18 protein-coding genes, 4 tRNA genes and 1 riboswitch are annotated in these 26,514 nt (G+C 32.2%); of the genes, 14 read left to right on the top strand and 8 right to left on the bottom strand.

Annotated features, from left to right (window positions below):
- Positions 1–31 precede the first annotated feature (31 nt).
- Positions 32–1,398 (top strand): IS3 family transposase gene (locus NZD85_RS14815; protein ID WP_396127066.1). Its coding sequence is split into 2 segments (ribosomal slippage): positions 32–491 and positions 491–1,398, totalling 1,368 coding nucleotides; the frame shifts between segments, so codons are not numbered across the junction.
- A 220-nt stretch (positions 1,399–1,618) separates the two neighbouring features.
- Here NZD85_RS14815 and surE read toward each other — a convergent pair.
- Positions 1,619–2,383 (bottom strand): 5'/3'-nucleotidase SurE, encoded by a 765-nt coding sequence (gene surE / locus NZD85_RS12760; RefSeq protein ID WP_171623219.1) that lies wholly within the window; start codon positions 2,381–2,383, stop codon positions 1,619–1,621.
- A 192-nt stretch (positions 2,384–2,575) separates the two neighbouring features.
- Here surE and NZD85_RS12755 point away from each other — a divergent pair, with 192 nt between their 5' ends.
- Positions 2,576–4,651, top strand: coding sequence for a carboxy terminal-processing peptidase (locus tag NZD85_RS12755; protein WP_260542157.1), 2,076 nt, complete (start codon positions 2,576–2,578; stop codon positions 4,649–4,651).
- Positions 4,651–5,763, top strand: a complete 1,113-nt coding sequence (locus NZD85_RS12750; protein ID WP_260542155.1) for an ABC transporter permease — start codon at positions 4,651–4,653, stop codon at positions 5,761–5,763. The genes NZD85_RS12755 and NZD85_RS12750 overlap by 1 nt, the downstream gene beginning before the upstream one ends.
- Positions 5,764–6,010: 247 nt before the next feature.
- On the opposite strand, the gene NZD85_RS12745 is transcribed toward NZD85_RS12750, so the two are convergent.
- The 3 genes from NZD85_RS12745 to NZD85_RS12735 form a co-directional block, all read right to left on the bottom strand.
- Positions 6,011–6,397 (bottom strand): HU family DNA-binding protein, encoded by a 387-nt coding sequence (locus NZD85_RS12745; RefSeq protein ID WP_260542153.1) that lies wholly within the window; start codon positions 6,395–6,397, stop codon positions 6,011–6,013.
- A 205-nt stretch (positions 6,398–6,602) separates the two neighbouring features.
- Positions 6,603–7,811 (bottom strand): serine hydrolase domain-containing protein, encoded by a 1,209-nt coding sequence (locus NZD85_RS12740; protein ID WP_260542151.1) that lies wholly within the window; start codon positions 7,809–7,811, stop codon positions 6,603–6,605.
- Positions 7,812–7,899: 88 nt separating this feature from the next.
- Positions 7,900–8,643, bottom strand: coding sequence for a TrmH family RNA methyltransferase (locus NZD85_RS12735; protein ID WP_260542149.1), 744 nt, complete (start codon positions 8,641–8,643; stop codon positions 7,900–7,902).
- 4 nt (positions 8,644–8,647) lie between these two features.
- Here NZD85_RS12735 and tamL point away from each other — a divergent pair, with 4 nt between their 5' ends.
- The 8 genes from tamL to NZD85_RS12695 all read left to right on the top strand — a co-directional run bounded on the left by tamL (position 8,648) and on the right by NZD85_RS12695 (position 15,070).
- A complete protein-coding gene (gene tamL, locus NZD85_RS12730) occupies positions 8,648–11,251 on the top strand; it encodes a translocation and assembly module lipoprotein TamL (protein WP_171623213.1) in 2,604 nt (867 codons plus the stop codon).
- Between the two features lie 37 nt (positions 11,252–11,288).
- On the top strand, positions 11,289–12,356 hold the full coding sequence (gene fbaA, locus NZD85_RS12725; protein ID WP_171623212.1) for a class II fructose-bisphosphate aldolase: 1,068 nt from the start codon (positions 11,289–11,291) through the stop codon (positions 12,354–12,356).
- Between the two features lie 41 nt (positions 12,357–12,397).
- Complete coding sequence (gene accD / locus NZD85_RS12720; protein ID WP_171623211.1) at positions 12,398–13,246, top strand: acetyl-CoA carboxylase, carboxyltransferase subunit beta; 849 nt, start codon at positions 12,398–12,400, stop codon at positions 13,244–13,246.
- A gap of 88 nt (positions 13,247–13,334) precedes the next feature.
- Positions 13,335–13,407 (top strand) — tRNA-Gly (locus NZD85_RS12715).
- 32 nt (positions 13,408–13,439) lie between these two features.
- Positions 13,440–13,523 (top strand) — tRNA-Leu (locus tag NZD85_RS12710).
- Between the two features lie 29 nt (positions 13,524–13,552).
- Positions 13,553–13,625: transfer RNA gene (locus NZD85_RS12705), tRNA-Gly, on the top strand.
- Positions 13,626–13,648: 23 nt separating this feature from the next.
- Positions 13,649–13,732 (top strand) — tRNA-Leu (locus tag NZD85_RS12700).
- A 90-nt stretch (positions 13,733–13,822) separates the two neighbouring features.
- Positions 13,823–15,070, top strand: coding sequence for a YaiO family outer membrane beta-barrel protein (locus NZD85_RS12695; protein ID WP_260542147.1), 1,248 nt, complete (start codon positions 13,823–13,825; stop codon positions 15,068–15,070).
- On the opposite strand, the gene NZD85_RS14685 is transcribed toward NZD85_RS12695, so the two are convergent.
- The 4 genes from NZD85_RS14685 to NZD85_RS12670 are packed head-to-tail and all read right to left on the bottom strand — an operon-like array spanning position 15,067 to position 23,858.
- The gene (locus tag NZD85_RS14685; RefSeq protein ID WP_317619456.1) at positions 15,067–18,495 is read right to left on the bottom strand and encodes a sulfatase-like hydrolase/transferase; all 3,429 of its coding nucleotides are present in this window, start codon (positions 18,493–18,495) and stop codon (positions 15,067–15,069) included. The genes NZD85_RS12695 and NZD85_RS14685 overlap by 4 nt on opposite strands.
- A 2-nt stretch (positions 18,496–18,497) precedes the next feature.
- A complete protein-coding gene (locus tag NZD85_RS12680) occupies positions 18,498–19,562 on the bottom strand; it encodes a hypothetical protein (RefSeq protein WP_260542145.1) in 1,065 nt (354 codons plus the stop codon).
- Between the two features lie 4 nt (positions 19,563–19,566).
- The gene (locus tag NZD85_RS12675) at positions 19,567–19,923 is read right to left on the bottom strand and encodes a response regulator transcription factor (RefSeq protein WP_260542143.1); all 357 of its coding nucleotides are present in this window, start codon (positions 19,921–19,923) and stop codon (positions 19,567–19,569) included.
- Positions 19,924–19,934: 11 nt separating this feature from the next.
- Positions 19,935–23,858 carry a response regulator gene (locus NZD85_RS12670; RefSeq protein ID WP_260542141.1) on the bottom strand — a complete coding sequence of 1,308 codons (3,924 nt, stop codon included), beginning with the start codon at positions 23,856–23,858 and terminating at the stop codon, positions 19,935–19,937.
- A gap of 103 nt (positions 23,859–23,961) precedes the next feature.
- Positions 23,962–24,081: riboswitch (cobalamin riboswitch) on the top strand.
- Positions 24,082–24,179: 98 nt separating this feature from the next.
- Here NZD85_RS12670 and cobT point away from each other — a divergent pair.
- From cobT to cobC, 3 genes are read left to right on the top strand one after another with little or no spacing between them, the layout of a single operon-like run.
- Complete coding sequence (cobT, locus tag NZD85_RS12665) at positions 24,180–25,199, top strand: nicotinate-nucleotide--dimethylbenzimidazole phosphoribosyltransferase (RefSeq protein ID WP_260542139.1); 1,020 nt, start codon at positions 24,180–24,182, stop codon at positions 25,197–25,199.
- Positions 25,193–25,969, top strand: a complete 777-nt coding sequence (locus NZD85_RS12660) for an adenosylcobinamide-GDP ribazoletransferase (protein ID WP_171621972.1) — start codon at positions 25,193–25,195, stop codon at positions 25,967–25,969. Before cobT ends, NZD85_RS12660 begins: the two co-directional genes overlap by 7 nt.
- Positions 25,954–26,514 carry an alpha-ribazole phosphatase gene (gene cobC, locus NZD85_RS12655; RefSeq protein WP_171621971.1) on the top strand — a complete coding sequence of 187 codons (561 nt, stop codon included), beginning with the start codon at positions 25,954–25,956 and terminating at the stop codon, positions 26,512–26,514. Before NZD85_RS12660 ends, cobC begins: the two co-directional genes overlap by 16 nt.

The following is a 26,514-nucleotide window of genomic DNA, read 5'->3' as shown; positions in this document are numbered from 1 at the left end:
AAAAAGTTAGACACTTTTGGGGGCATTTTTTATGACAAGAAAAGTAAAATATGGTGTAGCATTTAAGTTACGCTGTGTGAAAGAAGTTTTAGAAAAACATCGAACAATACGTTCAATTAGTAAAAAAGAAAATATACATGCTTCTTTATTAAAGAAATGGGTTTCTGATTATCATAATCAAGGAATTTCAGGTATAGAACCTAAAAAAAACCAAACGTATAGCGTTGAATTTAAGTTGAAAGTTATTAAGACTATAACTAGTCAATATCTTAGTTTACGAGAAGCCAGAGTTAAATTTAATATTCCAAGTGAATCGGTTATTATAAAATGGCAAAAAGATTTTGCTACCTTTGGAATAGACGGATTAAAACCCAAACCAAAAGGCCGTCCCAAGACTATGAGCACATCTAAGGGTGGACCTAAAAAATCGAAACAACCATTATCAAGAGAAGAAGAACTATTGTTAGAGATTGAACGTTTACGTTGTGAAGTTGCACTCTTAAAAAAGTTCAATGCCTTAATTCAAGCCGAGGAAGAAAAACAAAAGAAACTTGGACACAAGCCATAAATGAATTAAGGCCAGAATTTCATCTAAATTTACTTTTAGATTGTACACATATGGCTAGAAGCAGCTTTTACTATCATATTTCACGTAGTAAAACAGATAAATACGAGGAATTAAAACTTAAGATAAAATCCATTTATCATCAGCATAAAGGGCGATATGGCTATCGACGAATTACCGATGAATTAAGAAAATCAGGAACTATCATCAATCATAAAACTGTTCTTAAACTGATGAATAGCTTAGGATTAAAGAGTTTGATTCGAAGAAAAAAATACAAATCTTACAAAGGAGAACAAGGAAAGATTGCACCAAACATCTTGCAAAGAGCATTTAAGGCTGATAAACCCAACCAAAAATGGGTAACAGATGTTACCGAGTTTAAAGTAAAAGATAAAAAACTATATTTATCACCGATAATGGATCTGTACAATCAAGAAATTATCAGCTATGAGTTAAGCGAACGACCTGTTTTTAATCAAGTAACTCAAATGCTTAAAAAGGCATTTAAAATAACGAAAGACACCAAAGATTTGATATTACATTCCGATCAAGGATGGCAATATCAAATGAAACAATATCAGGCTTTATTAAATGAAAAAGGAATCATACAAAGTATGAGTAGAAAAGGAAATTGCTTAGATAATGCTATTATCGAGAATTTCTTCGGAATACTGAAATCGGAACTATTTTATTTACAAAAATTTAATTCTATTGAAGAGCTAAAAAAAGAAATAAAACAATACATTTACTATTACAATAACGATAGAATAAAATCGAACTTAAATAAAATGAGCCCGATACAATATCGAACTCATTTTTATAATTATTAATTTTTAATCTGTCCAAACTTTTGGGTGCAGTCTAAAATGAAGTCCTTTTTTATTTGAATTAACTCATTTCTATTTCTGCATTCATTCATATTCTTCTAAATCATTAAAAGCTCATAGATTCCTCGACAAACTCAAAATGATTCCACTAAAAACTTAGAACTTAGAACTTAGAACTTAGAACTTAGAACTTAGAACTTAGAACTTAGAACTTAGAACAAAGTTACAACTCCCAGTTTCTTAAATCTGTCAAAAAATGATGCGCTGTTAAATCATAACGAACAGGAACAACAGAAATATAACCTTCTGCTAAAGCTCGTTCATCAGTATCTTCTCCTTTGTCTAAGTTTTTAAACTCACCACTCATCCAATAGTATTTTCTACCACGAGGATCTTCGCGACGATCAAATTTTTCTTCCCATTTTGCGTCTGCTTGTCGACAAACTTTAATTCCTTTAATTTCCTCTTCTTTCAATTTCGGAATATTAACATTCAACACCACTCCTTTTGGTAATTTATGTTCCAAAACTTGTGCAATAATTGTTTTAACAAACTTTTCTCCTGCTTTAAAATCTGCATTGTACGAAAAATCACACAACGAAAATCCAACTGCAGGAATCCCTTCTATTCCAGCTTCTACAGCGGCAGACATAGTTCCGGAATAAATCACATTCACAGACGAATTCGATCCATGATTAATTCCAGAAATACACAAATCTGGCTTACGAGGTAAAATTTGCGAAACAGCTAATTTTACACAATCTACCGGTGTTCCCGAACACGCATATTCTTTTACTTCTGCATCAACTTCAATCTCATCACAAAATAAAGTCGAATTAATCGTAACCGCATGCCCCATTCCACTTTGTGGACTATCAGGCGCTACAACGTAAACTTCCCCAAACTCTTTTGCAACTTCTATTAACGCTCTTATTCCAGGCGCAGTTACCCCATCATCATTTGTAACTAAAATTAGCGGTCTTTCCATATTTATTTATTACTTTTATTCATCATTTATACAAATGTAAAAAACTTCCTTCTAATTTCTTTTTGTTTTATATTTGAAGGATACTTAAATTATTAATTTATATAACACCATCGCAATATGTTAATTAAAAAAACGTATGTTTTACTATCGTTTTTATCAATGAGTTTACTTGCTTTTTGCTTTTGCAAACCCATGTTAGACACTGACGAAGAAAGAGAAAAGTTAATTGTAAAAAACACACGAAATACCTTAACTTATCTACACTATAAACCTGCAACAGTTGATGATAAATTTTCAGAAAATGTATTCAATAAATATTTAGAATATATAGATCCAAGCAAACGCTTTCTTTTGCAATCTGATTATGATTTATTCAAAAAAGATTTTCACAATTTAGATGATTATTATAAAACAGAAAATTTAAACTTTTACAATGCATCTGTAGATACAATTTACAAACGTATTGCTGAAGCGGAAAAATATTCGATGGAAGCATTATCGAAACCTTTTGATTACAATCAAAAAGAGAATTTCAATATCGATTACAAAACGTCTAAATACGCTAAAGATAAAAACGAAGCAAAAGATTTATGGCGCAAATACCTGAAATACAACGTAATGTTGGAAATCATTTCTATGCAAGATGACGTAAAAGGTGAAAAGAAAGACACCTTGAACAATTCTACTTCGTTAAAAGATGCTAAAGATCCTTTGGCTGACAAAGACAAAAAGAAAATCACAAAAGATACTCCTTTTGCAGAAGTTGAAAAGATAGCACGTGAAGAAGTAAAAGATTTAATTTCTGATTATTTCCGTCGCATCAAGCAAACAAAACGCGAAAATTATTTCTCTATTTACATGAATTCGCACACAGAACAATACGACCCCCACACAACTTACTTCTCACCAACGAGCAAAGAAGATTTCGAATTCGAAATGTCTGGACAAATGGAAGGTATTGGAGCCAAGATTCAAGATAAAAAAGGTTACGCAACAATTGCAGAACTTATCGTTGGAGGTCCAGCATGGAAAAGCGGTAAATTAGAAGTCGGAGACCAAATTATAAAAGTTGCTCAAGGGAAAGACGGTGAAGCGAAAAACATTGTTGGAATGATTTTGAGCGATGCCATTCGCCTAATCAAAGGGAAAAAAGGAACAGAAGTTGTCTTAACAATTAAGAAAAAAGACGGTTCTCAACAACAAATCTCTTTGATTCGTGAAGTAATCGAAGCTGAAGAAGTGTTTGCTCGTTCCTCTGTAATTACCGACGACAAAGGAGATAAATATGGAATGATTTATTTACCTGAGTTTTATACCCCGATGGGTAAAGAAGGTGGTCGTTACCCTTCCGAAGACATCAAGAAAGAAATTGAAATATTGAAGAAGGAAAACATCAAAGGTCTTATTTTCGATGTTCGTAACAATGGTGGTGGTTCATTAGAAGAGGTAGTTAAAATCTCTGGATTGTTCATCAAAGAAGGACCAATTGTACAGGTGAGACGTAGTGACGGAATGCTTAAAATTCACGAAGACAAAGATAATTCTATCGCATACGACGGGCCATTAGTTGTCATGGTTAACGAGCTTTCTGCATCTGCCTCAGAGATTTTTGCTGCAGCTATGCAAGACTATGGTCGTGCTGTTGTCGTGGGATCGCCTCAAACCTTTGGTAAAGGTACAGTACAAACTATCTTGCCTTTAGACCGTCAAACAGGAAGTGATGAGTATGGAGCAGTGAAGTTAACAATACAAAAATTCTACCGAGTTAACGGAGGATCAACACAATTAAAAGGAGTTCAGTCGGATATTTCTTTAGTTGATCAGTTCACTTACGAAGATATCAGCGAAGCTTCTCGACCAGAAGCTTTGAACTGGGATCAAATCAAACCATTGGTTATTGCAAAATGGCCTACAACTTTCGATTTAACAAAAGTAAAAGCCAACAGCAAAGCTCGTTTAGAAAATAACACTCACTTGAAACTAATGAACGAAAGTTTCAAATTCATCAAATCAATGGAAGAGGTGAAAGAGATTCCTTTGAACTTAGAAGATTATAAAACATACCGTAAAACACGCGAAGATAAAATCAAAAAGTTCGAAACTTTAGATAAGTACAAAAACAACTTCAAGTTTACAATGAATCAAAACGACTTGACAACAACTAAAACTGATACTGTCTTAAAAGCAAAACGTAACAATTGGTTCAAAGGAATGCAAAAAGACTTTTATTTAAACGAAGCGGTTAACGTTTTAAGAGATCTAAAATAATGGAGCAAGAAAACGGTTCATTTTCACAAATAGTATTCAATAAATTAAGAAAGAACACCCTTGGTGTTCTTTCTTTTGGTGTAATAGTATTGGCTGCAATTATCTCTATTTTTGCCTATATCTTTGCGACAGACAAAACAGAAAATGCAAACAGACAAGACCTAACCATTGCATATGCACCTATAGGTTATCAGCAAAAAACAATCGAAATTCCATTACCTAATTATACAGGAGAAACAAGTTTTACTGATTATATATTTGGGAAAGAGATCGATTCGGAACAAATAAGTATCTCATCTTACAAGATCAATGGACAAAATATTACCTATGTTCCTTATTTAGGAAACGGACTTAGTGGCGAACCTATTACCATAGATGCATCAAATTGGACAAAGCATAACATCAAAACAAAAGATATAGAGAAACAATATATCTATACAAAAACCTATCTTCTTGGTACAGATTCGTATGGAAGAGACTTTTATTCGAGGTTAATCATCGGGACAAGAATTTCATTTCTTATCGGGTTTATCGCAGTATTCATCTCATTACTTGTAGGAGTTTCCCTGGGCGCTATCGCAGGATATTACAAGGGAACAGTCGATAACATGATTATGTGGCTGATAAACGTAGTGTGGTCTATCCCAACATTACTATTGGTTATTGCCATTACTTTGGCTATTGGAAAAGGATTTTGGCAGATATTTATTGCCGTTGGTCTAACGATGTGGGTAGAAGTTGCCCGTGTTGTACGTGGACAATTCTTATCGTACAGAGAAAAAGAATTTGTAGAAGCAGCAAAAGCCTTAGGTTTTTCGGATGCAAGAATCATCTTCAATCAAATATTACCCAACGTGGTTGCTCCTATTATTGTGATATCGGCAGCCAATTTTGCTTCGGCAATTTTAGTAGAAAGTGGGCTTAGTTTCCTTGGAATTGGCGCACAACCTCCTACTCCGTCTTGGGGAAATATCATCAAAGAACATTACAACCATATCATTCTTGGGAAACAACATTTGGCAATCCTACCAGGTTTAGCCATCATGTTATTGGTTCTTGGATTTAATATCTTCGGAAATGTTTTGCGAGATATCATGGATATTAAACAGTAAGAAGCAAATTAAACTTTAAACTTTTTATAGTTAACTACACAAAAACATAGGTTTAATTTTTAATAAGATTATGTCATTATTATTGACTTAATATAAAGTAATAAATAGTTCAATATAACATTCATAATAAAACGTAGTTAGGTTTTAATCAAAACGTCAGTAGGTTTTACTCAAAACGTCAGTAGGTTTTACTCAAAACCTACTGACGTTTTTTTATTGGCCTCAATTAGAAGTTAAAAAAATTACATTAACTTTTCTTTTTTTCATACTTTAAAGTCGCTAAAGTCTCTCGAAGATCAATGCCAGGTCTAAAAAGTATTTTAGAATTTTTAATAGAAGCAGAAGTTACTTTTGAAATTGAATCTGCACCTTCGCTACTTATACTTATCTGAAAAGATCCAAAATCTCCTAAGCGAACAATTTTACCATCTGCCAAATGTTTAGCTAACATTTTTGCTAAATCAATCAACGATGCATAGACATCACTTTCACTAACGGAAGAAGTTTGAGCGATTTCTTTACTTAATCTACGAAGAGAGATTTCACCATCTGCAATAGAATTTGCATAAAACTTTTTAGGACCAGTAGGATCTCCTGGATAAGCTTTTTGAATAACGTTGTATTTTATTGCCATAATTAAAAGTATTTTCAGGTTAATAGTTAATTAACTCTAAATTAATACTTTATATTTAATTCACAAAATAAATTTGTTGATTATCAGTATCATACGAAAAAAGAGCATTAAAAAAAGCTTTCAAATGAATGAAAGCTTTTACTTTTTATGATAAAATTTAATGAAGATTGTGCACAATATGCAGCCTTATACTTCTTTGTTCGTCTTATTTCATCGAATCTTTTATGGGTGCTTTTATAGGATAAGTATCGGTAAGCCCTACTAATCTAAAGGCACTATATATATTTTTGTTCTGCTTATTTCCTAAAGCTATTATCGTGAATTGATTGTTAACATCGTGTACAAAAACAGTATTGTTCCCGTGCCACCAACCATTGTGATACAACAATTTTTTACCATCTTCGTATTCTAACAAACGTATTCCAAGTCCATAATTCTTATAACCTTTTTGCTCGTAACTATATCCTTTGAAAGCTTCTTTCTTGATTTTCTTTGGTAAAAAATTGTTCGAATACATGGCAATGTCTAATTTGTACAGATCTCTTGGTGTAGAATAGATGTTTTTGTCGCCATAAGTACGGTCAAAATCGTCCCAAGCCCACTCATAACCATTGTATTTGTACGAACGAGCTACTGTATCTTTATCGCGATCATACTCAAAAACAAAGGTGTTTTTCATCTCAAGCGGGTCAAAAACCATGTATTTCATCGCCTTAGGGTAAGGCATTTTCATTATCTTTTCGATGATTAAAGCAAGAAAAGCATAATTGGTGTTTGAGTAATAAAAACCTTTATCTGCTGAACGAATTTGTTTAACATCGTGTTCGGTGAAGATATCTAACACATCTTGATTAGAAATTGGCTTCTCGCGATCCATCATCACCTTCTTACCATTCCACAAAACGTTGGCATAATTTGGTAAACCACTGCGGTGATTTAGCAAATGACGAACTGTGATGTCCTCGTAAGGAAAATTATTTAACAGTGTATTTACCTTTTGATCTAATGTAATTTTACCTTTCTCTACCAACTTTAGAATAGCAACAGATGTAAAAACCTTCGAGATAGATGCAATATGAATAGGGGTTTCGGGAGTGATAGGACGCTGATTTCTTTGGTCTGCCATCCCTTGATATTTCTCTAAAAGTACTTGACCATTCTTAACAATCAGCAAACCTCCACTTACATTTCCATTGACCCAAAAGTCTTGATAATAGGTATTTACTTTGTTTCGGTAATCATTAATCTCTGCTTGTGTGTAGTGCATTGGCTTGAAATCTGCCTTCCAATCCAACGAATCAAAGCGCAAAGCATGCGGATCCTTCTTTCTAAGTTCTTCTTTTTGTTCGTTTTTCTTGCTACAACTTCCCATAAAAAGCATGGCAGAAGCAAGAACAACCGCTACATATTTCATGTGTTTTTTCTTAATCTATTTGTTTGTTCGCACTAAAGTATATATTTATTTGTGGAATAATAACCCGTTTGCAAACATTAAGTTTTTTTTATGATTTGTGCGAAAGTTGAGACTTAAACTCGCCTAAGATGACACTTGTTGCAACGGCAACGTTTAGACTTTCTGTAGAACCATTTGTCCCAAAAAACGGAATGCTTAGTTTATTTGTCGTCAACGCCTCAATTTCTTTTGAGATACCATTTGCTTCGTTCCCCATTACCAAGATACCTTCTTGTGGAAGTATCTGCTCGTATATAGACTCTCCTTCCATAAAAGTTCCGAAAATGTTTCCTTTATATTGGGATAAATATTTTTCTAAATCAATATAATGCACCTTCACTCGTGTAAAAGATCCCATTGTCGACATCACAACTTTTGGGTTGTACATATCAACTGATTCTTTGGAACAAAGAATATCCTCTACACCAAACCAATCAGCCAAACGGATAATTGTGCCTAAATTTCCTGGATCTCGAATATCATCCAACGCAATCGACAAACCTTTTAATTGGATATTTTCATCATAATTTGGTAATTGACAAAGTGCAAGACCAACATTAGGAGTTGTTAAGAAACTGATCTTTTTCAACTCTTTTTCTTCTATAAATGTCTTTTTGATGTGTGTTGCTTCGGGCCAAAAGTCTTCAATTATAAATAATTCTTTAATATTTATAGAACTTTTTATAACTTCCCCAATATTTTTAACACCTTCTACGACAAACAAATTATATTTTTGTCTATATTTTTTAGAACCGAGAGATGTTATTATCTTAATAACGTTATTTGATAACATATTTATGCAAAAAAAAATTACAACAAATATAGCACTTATCTCTTGTTTGGGATTACTTTTTTATAGCTGTAGTACAACTAAAAAAGTTCCTGAAGGAGAATATTTGTTTGTAAAAAACAAATTTGAATACGATAAAGAGGATCCTGATATAAAGAAGAAAAAGGCGATAATCAACAAAGATTTAAGTGATTATGTAAAACAAAAGCCTGCTGGAAAGTTCTTAGGATTTTTTCCTCTTTGGCAATGGGTGTACAATTGGTCGCCTGCAAAGTTTGATGAGACATTTCAGGAATATTATCGTGTAGACGCCCCTTTCCGTAACCAAAAGTTATTGGATAGTTTGTTAACAAAAAATAATCTGAACCAATATGTTGGACAAAGTTTGTGGAAAGAACGTCTTTATTTTAGCCAAGGTGAAGCACCAATTTTATTAGACGAAGAACAGTCAGAATTTTCGGCAAAGAACTTAAATCGATTATTTCATGACAAAGGTTATTTCGATTCGAAAGTAGCTGTTTCTTATGACAAAGATTCGGTTTCGAAAAAAGCAGAAACCATTTATGATATTAAATTAGGTGAACCATCTTATATCGAAACGTTTACTCAAAAAATTTCCGATGTTAAAATTGAAGAATACTTGAATTCTCCTTTGGGAAAACAAACTGTGTTACATGCTGGAGATCAATACAACTTTGATAAATTTGAAGAAGAACGTGATCGTATTGTTGATTTATTAAAGAACAGAGGTTACTATGATTTTAATGACACGGGAGAAGATTTATACTTTGAAGCGGATACATTAAAAAGCAATAAGCGCCTTGATGTCACGATGTTTATTGATAAACTTAGTCAAGATTCGTTGAAAATTGATAGTATTACTCCTTTTACGCAATATCGTTTTGGGAAGGTCAATATCTATGCCGATTCGCGCAATATAGTTGATGACGAAAGTTCATTAATCAAAAAAGAATACAAAGATTACAACGTTTTTTATACAAAAGAACCAGAATATCGTCCTCGATATTTTACAGATGCATTTGTAATTCGACCAAATCAATTGTATCGCCAACGACAAGAAATTCAAACAAAACGAAATATTTTCAAAAAAGAAAATATCAACTTACATGGATTTAGAATAACCAAACAAGATTCGATTTTGAATGTTGATGTTTTTTTTACGCCTAAAAAGAAATACGATTTGAATTTATTTGTCGAAAGTTACGCTTCTCGTTATATGAATTTTGCAATTTCTCCCGGGATGACCTTAACTTCGAGGAATTTATTTGGTGGAGGAGAAAATTTAGAAACAACGTTAAAAGGAACATTGGGTTCGGTTAACAAAGATTTCTCGATGAATAAAGCTTTCTTGAATGCTTACGAAGTTGGAATTGAAACCAAATTGAAGTTTCCTTATTTGTTAACACCTATTAATCTTGATAATATTTTACCTAAACGTTTCTCTGCTGAATCGGCAATCAGAATGAATGCAAGTACGCAGAAAAATGTAGGTTTAGATAAAACGACTTATGGCTTTGGTTTTGATATGGATATTTCGAGTTCAGAATTTCAACACAAAGTCTCTATTTTCAACACTGAATTTATCAATAATCGTAAAAAAGATCGCTATTACGAAGTTTTTACTAGAGATAATACAACAAAAGAAGAAGTAAAAAAACTCTATTACGAATACAATCCAGATGCACCAATTTATGTAACAGATGATGAATTAACAGACGCTATTGAGGCAGACAAAGGATTTCAGAACTCGTTAACAGGAGAAGATGCAAGATTATATGTTGATTTTGAAAACATGTTATACAGAAAAGCAAACATTTCTCAAAATATATTGATTAATTCATTTATATATCAATTTACATACAATCAAGAAAATGCCTTTCGTCCAAAAAGTAATCCGTGGTTTATACAAGCTAGAATTGAGTTAGCTGGAAATGTTTTACGAGGTTTGGACAAAGCCTTTGGTTTTAATAAAGCTGAACCTGATCGAGATGGAAATCAAGCAGGATTAATTTTTGGCATTCCTTATTCTCAATTCGTAAAATTGGACATTGATGTTCGTCGAAAATTTAAAATGAATTCGAATTCAAGCATAGCTGGTCGATTTTTATTTGGTATTATTCAACCTTACGGAAATTCAGACACAGCGCCATTTGTAAGAAGTTATTCGGCAGGAGGTGCAAATGATGTGCGTGGTTGGGCTCCATTGACATTAGGTCCTGGAAGTAAACCTCGTATCAATTCAAAAAATCAGAGTTTAGAATTTGAGAGTATGAAATTGTTATTCAATGCTGAATATCGTTTCCATCTTTTCGGAAGTTTAGAAGGTGCATATTTTATTGATGCTGGTAATATTTGGGGCGTTAATAAAGATCGACAAGAAACATTATTCAAGTTCAAAGATTTTTATAAAGAATTAGGAATTGGGTCTGGTGTAGGTTTCCGTTACCACATTGGTACGTTTGCAATTGTAAGATTTGATTTAGGTTACAAAATTTATGATCCTTCATACGAAATAGGTGAACGTTGGCAATTTGATAATTTTAATATCTTGAAACCAAGATTACACTTCGGAATTAATTATCCTTTCTAAAAAAACATCTATATTTGTTTCACAAAATACTAACATAATGAGCAGAAAATTTCCAGCCGGGGTTGCAACCGGTTCATTAGTTCAAGACATCATTAATGATGCAAAAGCTAATCAGTACGCTTTACCTGCGTGTAATGTCATTGGTTCAGATACAGTTAATGCTGCAATGGAAGCTGCAGTAGAAGTCAACTCTCCTCTTATTATTCAATTTTCTAACGGAGGTGCTGCTTTTAATGCTGGAAAAGGATTAAAAGGTGAAAATCAACTTTCTGCTATTAAAGGAGCTATTGCAGGTGCAAAACATATTCATACATTAGCTGAGGCATATGGAGCTACAGTAATTTTACATACTGACCATTGTGCAAAAAAATTATTACCTTGGATTGATGGTATTATGGATGCTAACGAAGAACATTTCAATAAATTCGGAAAGACTTTATTTAGTTCTCATATGTTAGACTTATCTGAAGAGCCATTAGAAGAAAACGTAGAAACGTGTAAAAGATACTTAGATCGAATGTCTAAAGTCGGAATGACGTTGGAAATGGAATTAGGTATCACAGGAGGTGAAGAAGATGGCGTTGACAATTCCAATGTTGATAACTCTTTGTTATATACTCAACCAGAAGAAGTAGCTTATGTTTACGAGAATTTAAAATCAGTTTCTAATAATTTCTGGATTGCAGCTGCATTTGGTAATGTACACGGAGTTTACAAACCTGGTAATGTTGTTTTAACACCAAAAATTTTAGATAACTCTCAGAAATACATCAACGAAAAATATAATGTAGAAAACGCTGTAAATTTTGTTTTCCATGGAGGTTCTGGTTCTACTTTAGAAGAAATCAGAGAAGCAATTAGCTATGGAGTGATTAAAATGAATATTGATACAGATTTACAATATGCATTTATGGAAGGTGTTCGCAAATATTTTGACGAAAATGCAGCGTATTTACAAGGACAAATTGGTAACCCAGATGGTGCTGAATCTCCAAATAAAAAATACTACGACCCACGTGTATGGTTAAGAGCAGGAGAAATTTCTTTCAAAGAAAGATTAATCCAAGCTTGCCACGATTTAAATAATGTTAATACTTTAGGATAATCTTCAAAAGAGATTTTTCTATTCAAATAAAAACAGAGAATATGCCTTGGTTTATAAGAAGCAAGAAAAATATTACAACGCCTACAGAGTCAAAAAAAGACGTTAAGAAAGGCTTATGGTACAAAACACCATCAGGAAAAATTATCGAAACTGAAGAATTAAAAGCGAACGCGTATGTAAGTCCAGAGGATGATCATCACGTACAAATTGGTTCTCAAGAATACTTTGACATCTTATTTGACGAAGGAAAATTCACAGAATTAGACACAAAAGTAGAAAGTAAAGACCCTTTGAATTGGACAGATACAAAGCCTTATAAAGATCGTTTAAAAGAAATTAAAAAGAAAACGGGAATGACAGATTCTATTCGCAATGCGACTGGAAAAATTCATGGCCGTGACATTACTATTTCTTGTATGGATTTCAAATTCATTGGAGGTTCTTTAGGTTCTGTAATGGGAGAAAAAATCGCACGTGCAATTGATTATTCAATCAAACACAAAACACCGTATGTAATCATTACACAATCAGGTGGAGCGCGTATGATGGAAGCTGCAATTTCGTTAATGCAATTAGCAAAAGTAGAAGCTAAATTAATTCAATTAGCAGACCACAATATTCCTTACATTACAGTGTTAACGAATCCATCTTTCGGAGGTATTACAGCTTCTTTCGGATCTATTGGTGACGTGATTATGGCTGAGCCAGGCGCATTAATTGGATTCGCTGGACCACGTGTTATCAAAGAAACAATTGGTAGAGATTTACCAGAAGGATTCCAAACTTCTGAATTTTTATTAGAAAAAGGCTTCGTTGATATGATCGTTCACCGTAAAAAGATGAAAGATAAAATAAAAGAAGTAGCTGATATGTTAATGCCTATCAACTAATTAATAGAAGTGCAACTATATTTTTGAAATTTTATTCAAATTTCATTTGGATTATTAGAAATTGATTTTATATATTTGCACTCCAATCGCGAGAATAGCTCAGCTGGTAGAGCGCAACCTTGCCAAGGTTGAGGTCGCGGGTTCGAGCCCCGTTTCCCGCTCTTTGAAATATTAAATTCAAAAATCAAATTTTGCCTTGGTGGTGGAATTGGTAGACACGCAGGACTTAAAATCCTGTGTCCATTAGGACGTGCGGGTTCAAGTCCCGCCTGAGGTACTTTTTAATTTGATTTTTACAATTTACACGCGGGAATAGCTCAATTGGTAGAGCGTCAGCCTTCCAAGCTGAATGTTGCGAGTTCGAGTCTCGTTTCCCGCTCAACTTCTTTCTTAGAAGTGGATGCCTTGGTGGTGGAATTGGTAGACACGCAGGACTTAAAATCCTGTGTCCATTAGGACGTGCGGGTTCAAGTCCCGCCTGAGGTACAACAAAGCTCAAGAATTTATTTTCTTGGGCTTTTTTTATGCTTCAAATAATTATATCTTTATCGCTTTAACAAAGTACGTTTTTAACACATGATTCAACAATCATTTTTAAGAAAGGCCCTATTTACTCTTACCTTTTTACCTTTATTTTCTTATAGCCAAGAAACAAAAAGTTCAGATGATTTATTTCTAGAAGCTCGACACAAAGCTTTCGAAGAAAAAGATTATACAGCTGCAAAGAAATTAGCTTTACAAGCTTTAGCACAATCTCCAGAATATACTGATATAGCTGTTTTCTTGGGAAGAATTTACACATGGAATGATGAAACGGATGAAGCTCGAAAAGTTTTTCAGAATATAGAAAAAACCATGGATCCTTCAACTGATTTTTATTTGGCCTACACTTCGCTTGAATATTGGAATGAGAATTATACAGAAGCTATATCTATCATTGATCGTGGTTTAATTAAATACCCTAAGCATGAAGAACTATTATTGTTAAAAGCTAAGATTCAGAATTCAGGGGATCTTTATAGTGATGCATCAGAAACAATCAAAGAATTAATTGCGATTAATCCTAAAAATACGGAAGCACGCGAATTGGCTAATCGCATCGAAATTAATAATACGAAAAATGCAATTGGTGTAAATTACAATTATTCACATTTCGATAAACAATTTGCTGATGATTGGCATCAAGTTTCAGTCAGTTACAAACGTCAAACTGCTTTGGGCTCATTGATTTTTAAAGTGAATTACGCCAACAAATTTAAAGATAATGGTGTACAATACGAAGTAGAAGCTTATCCGAGACTCTCTAAGACATTTTACATGTATATTGGTGGTGGATATTCAGATAGTGATGGTATTTTCCCAAAATACCGTACAGGGGCATCATTATATGCAAATTTACCAAAGAGTTTTGAAGCTGAATTAGGATATCGTCAACTTCATTTTTCTGATGATGTTTGGATGTTTACAGGATCTATCGGAAAATACTACAAAAATTATTGGTTTAACTTAAGAGCATTTGTTACTCCAAGCGATCATAACATCTCTCATTCGTATACCTTTACAACGCGTTATTATACGGGTGATGCTAATAATTATTTAAGTTTAGCGATAGGGACAGGTATTTCTCCAGAAGATTTTAACAATAATCTTTTAGAAAATACTACTTACAAATTGAAATCCTTTAAAATTGGAGCTAATTATAATTTTTCGATCAAAGATTTGAATTTAATTACAATCGGTGCAAATTATTATAACCAGGAATATCGTCCAAATCAAAAAGGAAATCAATTTGATGTAAGCGTTTCGTACAGCCGAAAATTCTAATTGATATAACGGTTAAATATAGAATCAGGAACCATTTTTTGAATATTTTTCAACGAATGGTTTTTTGTTTTAAACGACTTCATACGATTCTTTAACTCATCTTCCATTTTTGAATTTTGTTCAAGATCTTCTGTTAAATTCTTTTCGATTCGATATAACTTCCCTCCTGACAAATGATAATTTTCGAAAACATAATCATCCAAAATATTCTTGTTTTGCATTAGCGGAACACCTTGTTTTCTGAAATTTGACTTACCATTTTCCAGATTTTGTCCCATCCATGTTACATGGTGCGGTAAGTTCATTCTATATGAATCTCTAAAATAAGTCGCAAATGTTGGGGCAATATCAAAATGCGTGACAATATTCGACATCTTTTTTGGTGATTTCAATAACGGTGAATACACTATAATTGGCACATGAAAACGATCTATTTTCGTTTCCATCGGCACTTCTGGCATTCTATGATCTCCTGTTATCACAAAAATAGTTTGATTAAAATCTGAACGTTTTTGATATGTTTCAAAAAAATTTTTTAACGCATCGTCTACACTTAAAAAAGTAACCAATTGCTGCTTATATTTTTTGATTGTAGCTAAAGTTGTCGCATCATAATTTCTTGTTTCAACCAACTTATCAAACTGTTTATTGTATTTCTCAACATTGTTTATCAAGAATGGACTATGCGTCGCTAAAGTCATTAAAACATTAAAATAAGGTTGACCATCTTCTTTCTGTATTGTTAAATATTTTTTAAAAACCGAATGATCATCATATCCCCAAGAAAAGCCATTATTCGAAGGGATTTTCGCATAATCGTTTCCGTAATCATCTTCATCTATAATCGTTTCCACTTGCGAATAATACAAATACTTAGACATAAAGTCAAAATCTGCATCACCACCATAAAAATACCCCGTTTTATAACCATTACTTTTCAATAAATTATACAAGTTGAAATGTTGAGGTAAGTTATTTTGCTCCATAAAACCATTTTCAGCAAATGGCAAAGAACCTGTTAACGCTGGTAGAACACCATATGTTCTTCCCGTCGTACTCAATCCATTTTCCCAATACAAACTCTTTTTAGATAGTTGATCAATATAAGGTGTAAACGATCCTAAATACGCTCCGTCGTTGCTATATGCTCTCCCCAAACCTTCAATTACAATAAAAACAACATTTGGCTTTTCAGTTGATAAATTGAATTGTTTTGCAAAAAAGTTTTGGTTATCATCTTGGTATAAAAATGGATAATTTTCTTTGTCTGGATAATTTCGGTTATCTTGATTCTTTGCAGTTGAATTTGCATTCAAGAAATCAATTTCGGTTATTTTATCTTCAGCAAATTGTTCTAAAGAATTAGAGAAAAAATAAGACGATTTACTTAAAACTAAATTAGACGAAAACTCATCATTCTCTGCATCCTTTACAAACAGATTAATCGGAATAATAATCGCGAAAAGACTTAGTACAATCAGCGGAAATTGGAGATATTTCTGCTTGATTTTTAATTTATAACTGTACGTAAAAATCAACGTCAATAAACTAATTACAACCAGAGATAGAATAATATTGGTAACATTCATAACACCAGAAGCTCCAATAATCAGCTTTAACTCATCGAATGTGTATAAAAATAAATCGGAACCTAATAAGTTGAGCGTCGTTTCAAAATATTTTATCAATCCTATATTTGCAACAATTAAAAATGAATAAGCAAAAATAACCCATTTCTTCGCCCAACCGATAGAATAAAATTGCAATAAGAAGTAAATTAAACTAACGATAAAAATACTGTCTAAAGCAAAATCAATATTGTGAACAAATAAATCAAGAAATAATGTTTGATGAGCATGTGGGGTTAAATTTTGTTTATAAAAAGAAATTTCAACAATTGTAGATACCCCAAAAAGTAAAAGATAAATCAATGAAATAAAAGTCGTTTGTTGAACTAAATTCACAAATCCTAATTTCATTTTTTGCAAAACAGACAACTCTTTTGCTTGATTTCCTCCAAAACCTTGTCGCGTCATTTCTCCCCATGAATTATTTTTCAAAAAGAAATCCTTTACTCCTTTTACGGCAGCTAAAACTACAAAAGGATGAAAAGTAAATGGCTCTATAAACGCGGTTAAAAACAATTTTGGAATATCTCCTTTCTTGTTGTAAACGTTATACGTCATCAAATCAATCAAAATGGCATAAATCGAATATAAAATTCCGTAAAGCAATACAAAAATCATTAAAGGAAAGAAAATATGCCAATTGATCAACCCTAAAAACATTAGAATAAAGAAAATAATCCATCCAAGATACTCGATAATTGGACCTAAAAACTCAAAGAAAAACCAATAAGGATAGCTCATCATCCCTAACTTTCCATATTTCGGATTGAAAAATAAAATACGATGTTTCCACAATGTTTCTATCGTTCCACGCATCCAACGATTGCGCTGTTTATTTAAAATTTCTTTACTTTCAGGAACTTCGGTCCAACAAAGCGGATCCGGAATATTAACAACTTTATAAGGTAACTTGTTTTCGTGCATATAACGACGCATGCGCACCACCAATTCCATGTCCTCTCCTACAGTATCGTGATCGTAACCTCCACATTGCAATACAATTTCGCGATCAAAAGCACCAAAAGCACCTGATATCAACATCAATCCATTGGCACGCGACCATGCCATTCTTCCCAAAACAAACGCTCTGATATATTCTAACGCTTGAGCTCTACCCAAACGAGTTTTTGGCAAATTAACATCTACAATTTTACCGTCGATAATCGTACAATTATTGGCCAATCTTATCACGCCACCACAAGCAATTACTTTAGCTTTTGCTTCGTCCATAAAAGGTTTAGCAAGCTTTAGGATGGCATCTTGTTCTAAGATACAATCAACGTCAATACAAACAATATAATCATTTGTAGCGATGTTAATTCCAACATTTAACGCATCCGATTTTCCACCATTTACTTTGTCAACAATTACCAATTTTTTAAAAACAGGATTGGTACTTTTATAAATCGCATTTATGGGTTTTGTTTTGATATTTCCCTCAACAAAATAATCTATTTTAATCAAATCATACGCCTCAATTAATCGTTGCAACGAATCATCTTTGGATCCATCATTTACAATAATAATTTCGAGCTGATTATAATACAACGACAACAACGAGCGTACATTTTCTACAATTGTTGCCCCTTCATTATAAGCTGGAGCAATAAGACTAAACGTTGGCGCATTTGAAGAAGTTGCAATCAGGGAATAATCTGTAAAACTATTTTTTCGGATATATGATTTAATCGCTCCTTTTGCGTAAAGTCCAATCCATCCATACACAATAATTAAAAGGATAGAATAAAAAAGAAATCCATAAATAAAAAAATCGAAAGCGGTTTCAAGCCAATTCATGATTAGTGTTCTTGAATAATTTGATTAATAATTTGTCTTAATTCGGGAGAATTTGATTGAGTTGAAAGTTGTAATACCTCATTTTTATCACAACAATGGATCAATGCTTTCACACTTGCTTTTTTTACTGAAAATGATTCATTTTCTATCGCCTGAGTTTTCAAGAATAAACTATTTTCTGGATTTGAAATTAGTTCTAAAGCTTTCAAAATTTGCAATTGAAATTTCTCTTCATATCTTTCGTAATGATGAATGAATAAAGTTGAAGTGGTTTCACTTTCGATTCTAACCAAAGTTTTAATTGTTTCTTTCAAGGTTTTTTCATCAGAATCGTGCAAATTTTCCGCAACCAAATCGTGCATTTGTAACAATTGAAACTTACGAATCAATTTCATCGCAAAAACTTTTACACTCTGATTCGTTGATTTCAACCAATTCGAAATTGACTGCTCAACCTCATCATTATTTGGTAAAGTGTTAATTGCTTCCAATAATTTTAATTGATGCCAATCTGTTAATTGTTCTTGTAAATCATCCAAAAAATATAAACCTTCAAAACCAGAGAATTTCACCAAACCATATTGAGCTTCTGTACGAACCAACTCATTTCTATGATGTAGCAAAGTTTTAATTTTAGGCAAAGTTTCGATGCAATTCATGGCTGTCACTTCTTGTATAGCTTCGGCTATTTCGTGTCCTTTTTTACTGTTTAATTTTTGTAAGGATATTTTCTTGAGTTGATATTGTCCAAATAAATTACGAATATTCTCTTTAGAATTTCCCGAAAAGTTATGTTCTGCTTTTAGGAGTTTTTTAATGAAATAATGTTTGAATAAACTTGATTTTAAATAATCATTAAAATCTGTATTCTGTTGATTATTTTCTTCTAAAATCGTTTCATAAATCTCTTGATCAATAATCGCATTCCACTTATTTTTCTTTGTAATGATTTTATATTCAATAATACTTTTCAACAATGTATATATGATAATCAAATAAAGTAAAATAAGTAGAATATAAATTCCTACGATTAACTCGGTATATGTTATGATTTGTAGGATAATCATTGTATTATTTTAAGATTTTTTTTACGCGTACTGATAATTCAACAGGACTAAATGGTTTTACCATAAAATCATTTGCACCAAGATCAAAAGCTTCCACAACCACATCTTCTTGTCCTAAAGACGACAAAATAATAATAGGTGTTTCAGCATTTTTACTCTTTCTAACAGCACTAATAATCTCCAAACCAGAAGCAAAAGGCATCATAATATCAGTAATAATCAGATCAATATCTTCTGTCTCTATTTTGTTGATTGCTTCTTTTCCATTTCGTGATAAAACAACTGTATAGCCTTCTTTTTTAAGTTTATGCTCAATTGTTTTTAAAATCAATTCGTCGTCTTCGGCAATTAAAATCTGCATTCTATTGGTTTTTAAATATTTTTTAAATAATTAATAACTAATTCAATTTCGTTTTCTATTCGCATAATAAGTTGGTTTTCTTCTACGTAGTTAATCGTAGTTGCTTTTTCAATTTGTTCAGTTAAATCAGCCAAAATAAAAAGTCCAGCCGTTTTCGAAGTTCCTTTTACTTTGTGACCTAATTGATTGATTTGTGCTAAATTTCTATTATTACTATGCGTATTAAACGCTATTTTGTCTTTTTCTAATTCATTGATAATAATTTCGATAAATGTTTTTCTGAACGATTCATCATCTTTTGTATAATTATCAATCATTGATACATCAATATGATTTCCAAAATCTTCGTTTTCATTTTGCGTTTCTTGAGAAAAATCCAACCATTTTTTCATCATATCTACTATATCATTTTCTCGAATTGGCTTCGCTAAGAAGTCAGTCAAACCAACCTCAAGACATCTTTCTTTTTCGCCTTTCACATTTCCCGCTGTAACGGCAATAATCGGGACATCTTGATAATTATTAATCAATCGAATAAATTTCGTTGCATCAATACCATTCATTTCTGGCATTTGAATATCCATTAAAATTAAATCAACTTGATTTTCTTGACAAACAGCTACTGCTTCAGCTCCATTTATAGCCGTGTACAACACACTATTTGGTGCTATATTTTTTATGATTTGCTGATTCAGTGCCATATTCACCATATTATCATCAGCAATAAGAATATGAAATTGTTTAGAAAAATCTTGTGTATTTTCGTTTGGTTCTTCTATTTCTAATGTTTGATTTTCCTTCGAATCGATGATACTTTTTCGTAATGTTTCGAATAATTCTTCTGATTTTATTGGTTTTAATAAACGAGAATTTATCCCTAATTCTTTAGCTTTCTGAATCAAAAATTCATCTTCAGATGAGCTATGCAATAACACTAAAGGTATTTTTGTTTGTTTCGACTCAACGTATTCTTTTATTTTCTGAATTGTTTCTAAACCATTTAAAACAGGCATGTGATAATCCATCAAAATAACATCATACACTTCACCATTCAACACTTTTTGCAACGCCTCCATTCCGTTATTTGCAAGGTCAGAAGTGATTTTTTTAAACTCTAACATATGCTTCAAAATAACCTGATTACTTTGGTTATCATCCACAATCAGAACATGTTTTATCTCGTCTAAATGGTCAAATTGTTGATTAAAATTATACTCGTAATCCACTTCCAAATCAAAGTAAAATGTAGAGCCTTTGTCGACTTCACTTTCCAATTCTAAATGACTTCCGAAGTAATTTAACAATTTATTTGAAATGGTTAACCCTAATCCTGTTCCTCCAAAACGTTTACTTACAGTACTATCTTCTTGTGTAAAAGCATCAAAAATTTTGGATTGTTTCTCTGGTTTAATCCCAATTCCAGTATCGCGAACAGAGAATCTAAGTTTCGCTTTCTTCCCTTCTTTAATTGGTTCGACTTGACTAATTTTAAGTTCTATTTCACCTTTTTCGGTGAATTTCACGGCATTCCCAAGTAGATTAATCAAAACTTGTTTTAGACGAACTTCATCAATCCAAATAAATTGAGGTAAATTATTATCTATATTCAACAATAATTCAATTTTTTTGTTTTCGGCTTGATAAAGAATCACATTGATTACTTGATTTCCTAACTCGAACAAATTATTTTTTTCTATCAAAACATCCATTCGACCGGATTCAATTTTAGAGAAATCTAAAATATCATTTATTATTGACAATAATGAATTTGCAGAATCATTAATAAAATTCAAATATTGTTTTTGAGTCGGATTAAGTGGCGTTTTCAACAATAAATCAGAGAAACCAATCACACCATTTAACGGCGTTCGAATCTCGTGGCTCATATTTGCTAAAAATTCAGACTTTGCCTTACTAGCGAGATCAGCATTCTTTTTAGCTTTTTTAAGTTCTTTATTTTTCTTGACAGATTCTGTTATATTTTGCGAAAACATAATCAGACCACCAATCTGTTTTTTGTTGATATACCACGGATGAATCGCCCATAAATAGTGTTGATCCGTATCATATTTTGGTGTGCGATAAATCATATCTTCATCCGAATAACTTTCACCTTGCAAACAAGCGTCATAAATCGCTTTTCTTTCTTCTGGAACATTGTACATTTCATAATGAGATTTTCCGATCACATTTTTCTTTTTTACTACAAATTCATCACACCATTGATTACTCAAAGTTAGATAATTCATATCCTTATCAAACATTGCAACAGATGCAGGTACATGATTAATAAATGTTTCGAAAATAGCTTTTTGTCGAGCCAACTCTAACGTATAACGTTTTCTCTCATCAATATCCTGAAAAGTTCCAAAAACGCTAACACATTTTCCATTTACGAACTCTGGAATTCCTTTACATCTTACCCAAATTGTTTTTCCTTTTTGGGTAACTATTTGTAACTCCATATCATATCCGATTCCTTTTTCTACCGCATCTCTAAAAGCTTTCTTTATTTTTGGATAACTACTTTTTGCTTCATAAAAATTGAGTGAAGTTTCTACATTTGGTTCATAATCTAGTTCAACTTCATGGATTTTTTTCGTTATATCAGTCCAAATTAATTTTTGCTTAACTAAATCGTATTTCCAACCTCCAACATTGGCAACTTCGTACGTATGATCTAGTAACTGACGAACACGATTCAAGTCTCTTTCCAAGATTATTCGTTGCGTCATATCAACCGCAGTACTCATCACAATCGGATTTCCATCATTATCTTTGTCCAAAATATTATTGTATAACCAATATGTTAACGAACCATCTTTCTTAATCAAGCTCATCAAACCAGAATCTTGCTTTTTACTTAAAATCGTCTCTATATAGATTTGATATTCTTTTTGATTAGATTTTGGGATTAATTTTTTAAGATCCAAATCTTTCGATTCTTCTTCAGTATAACCTATCGATTCTAAACCTTTTTTGTTAATGGATAAAATATTACCATCCAAATCGTGAATCGTCATTAAACCAAGCGAAGAATTGAAAAAATTTCTAAACTTACGTTCACTGTTTTCTAGTTCCTCCTTTTTAGAGTTTTCAAGTGTAATATCTCGTCCAAATAAGAAAATCTCGTTATCATACGAAGTGTTTAATTTAGTATACCATTCAACCATTTTTTCTTCTTTCGTTTCTATTGAACACATCAAACATTTGAAGTCAATAGAACCTGAATTAGTTTTCAAATCAGCCAAAAACATTTGAACTTTTTTCTTATCCTTTTCCGAAACAAAGTCTAAGAAATTTTTTGAACGAATTAATTGGTCATTTTTAACTTCTAAAACTTTTTTAAAAGCTGGGTTAATTGATTTCAATACACCATTAATATCAGCAACTCCAATTAAATTATTCGAAATTTTATAGATATTTTGAAAGTAAGCAGCGTCTTTTTTTCGTTTTTTACTGACCAATAATTTTGTAATATTTTTCCCTAATTGAATCAATAAATTGCGTTGTTTTTCGTCTAACGTTCTTGGATAATGATCGTTTACACATAATGTCCCCAAAACATTTCCATTGTCATCAATCAACGGAACACCAGCATAAAACTTAATATTTGCAGCTTTTACTCCAGCAATATTTTTTGCAGGTTCAAATTTCGTCACATCATCAATCACCAAAATTTCTTCTTCCATTAAAGAAAATTGACAAATAGTTTGTTGACGTGGAACAATATCTACATCTATTCCACAATTTGCTTTAATCACTTGATAATTTTCATCAAAAATAGAAATTAACGCAATTGGCGCATTACAAATCAAACTCGCAGCATTTGCAAAAACCTCCAACTCTTCGTCTTTATCATGTCCTTGCAAATTATAATCGTAAACGGCTTGCAATCTTTGCTTTTCGTTCGTTGGGATGTGAAAATTTTCCATTAAAAATTGATCTTATTTAAAAGGTAAGTAGAGGTGGTTAAATATATTACATAATTATAAATTTTTGTAATCAATTAATTTTAAAAAAGTTTAATTTTTTCAAATCATAATTATTTTCTTACATTAGTTGCACAAAAGGGAATCGAGTGCAAATCTCGAGCTGTCGCGCAACTGTAAGTAGTGAACACTATAAGCCAGACCACTTTTTAGATGATGCTTTCGCGATTGAAGCTCAATCAAAACTACAATAATCTCGGTTTTTGTTGAATTGATTGCACTTGATTTCGAAAGCATTTTTATTAAAACTTAGTTTATAAAAACATGCTAAAAGAAGAAATTCAACACCTTATTGACCTTAAAACAAAACCTCTTGGAGCTTTAGGTTTATTAGAAAAAATCGCTTTGAAGATTGGTTTAGTTCAACAAAAAAATCATTTAGAATTAGTTAATCCACATCTAATTGTTTTCGCAAGCGATCATGGTATTTCACAATCTGGCGTAAGTGCTTATCCTGCGGAGGTTACACCGCAAATGGTTATTAATTTCCTAAATAATGGGGCTGCTATTAATGTTTTTTGTAATCAAAATGAAATCGATTTAACAATTGTTGATGCAGGAGTCAATTATAATTTTGAAGATTATTCGGTTCTGAAAAATTGCAAAATTGCAAAATCAACCAAAAACTTTTTGTACGAACCTGCAATGAATGCAGAAGAATTGCAACAATGCTTTGATCATTCGAAGAAAATTGTTGATGAAATCGCTCAAAACGGAACGAATATTATTGGTTTTGGGGAAATGGGAATTGGAAACACTTCATCTGCATCAATGATTATTCACTATTTAACTCAACTTCCACTTGAACAATGTGTTGGCCGAGGTACAGGCTTGAATGATGAACAATTACAAAATAAGATTAATATTCTGACTCAAGCAAAGGAAAATCAAGGTGAAATAAATGATCCGAAACAAATTTTAGCAACTTTCGGAGGTTTTGAAGTCGCGCAAATGACAGGTGCAATGCTCGCTGCTTATGAACATAATATGCTGTTGATGATAGATGGTTATATTGCTTCAGCTGCAATTTTAGTCGCATCGAAATTGAAACCTGAAATTTTGAAAAACGCTATTTTTTGTCATCAAAGTGATGAAATTGGACATCGTTATCTATTAAATTATTTCAACGAAGAACCTATCTTGAAAATCAATTTACGCGTAGGAGAAGGAACAGGTTGTGCTTTGGCTTATCCAATTATTAAAAGTGCAGTAAATTTCTTTAATGATATGGCAAGTTTTGAATCTGCTGGTGTCAGTAATAAAGAAACTGAAGTGGAATGCTAAAAAAAGAAATTACTTATTTCCTAACGGCATTGATGTTTTTTACTCGAATTCCAATTCCATTCAAGATTCCTTACAGCAACGAAATTATGAATCAATCGCAAAAATATTATGCTGCGGTTGGCTTATTGGTTGGTTGTTTTAATGCAATTATTTATAGTGTTTGTCAATTTATTTTACCTGTTGATATTGCAATTATTATCACCATGATTACAAGTATTTTGTTGACTGGTGCTTTTCACGAAGATGGTTTTACTGATGTCTGCGATAGTTTTGGAGGAGGTTATGGTAAAGAAAAAATTATGACAATTATGAAAGATAGCCGAATTGGAGCTTATGGAGTTATCGGTGCAATCTTGTTATTGTTATTAAAATTCACCTCTCTGAAACACATTGCAGAAGATAATTTTTGGTTGATTATTTTCACTTTAATTGCTGCACATTCGGTAAGTCGTTTTTTTTCTGGAATGATGATTTACACCCACGAATATGTCACCGATATTGACAAAAGCAAATCAAAACCAATGGCGAGTAAAGCTTTACCGATTAAAAACTTGCTCATAAGTTTTCTATTTTGTTTACTTCCTTTTATAGTTTTTGGCGAATGGAAATTCTTGTTGATTTTACCACTTTGTTATATAGGTAAAGTCTATTTGGGTTGGTATTTTAAGAAATATATAGGCGGTTATACAGGCGATTGTTTGGGAACTGTACAACAAGTTACCGAAGTTTTATTTTATTTAGGAATACTGATTATATGCAAATTTTTGTAATACGACATACAAAAGTCAAAATCCCTTCATCGGTTTGTTACGGACAAACCGATGTCGATTTGACAGACACGTTTTTAGACGAAGTAAAAGAAATACATGCTAAAATCGATCACGATTTTGATACTATTTTTTCGAGTCCATTGAATCGTTGTCAACAATTAGCCTACACTTTTTCTACAGAAATTATTTTAGATAATCGATTGAAAGAATTCAATTTTGGAGACTGGGAAATGAAACCTTGGAACGAAATTCCTTCGGAAGAAATCAATCCATGGTACGATGATTTTGTAACGATACCAACTCCAAATGGCGAATCGATGTACGAAATGTTTTTACGCATCTCTGATTTTATGAACGACTTAAGAAATACCAAACTTCAAAAAATATTAATTGTTGCTCATGGCGGAGTAATTCGATTAATATGGTGTTATTTGTTGCAAATACCAATTAAAAATGCATTCAAAATCCCTGTAAATTACGGTGAAATTTTTCAGTTTAATTTAGGTGAAACAAATGAGGAAGATTTTATAATGAGAAAAATGTAG

The sequence above is a fragment of the Empedobacter stercoris genome, from assembly GCF_025244765.1.
Lineage (GTDB): Bacteria > Bacteroidota > Bacteroidia > Flavobacteriales > Weeksellaceae > Empedobacter > Empedobacter stercoris.
Note: the sequence above shows the minus strand (reverse complement) of the source record. Positions and strands in the feature narration are given on the sequence as shown.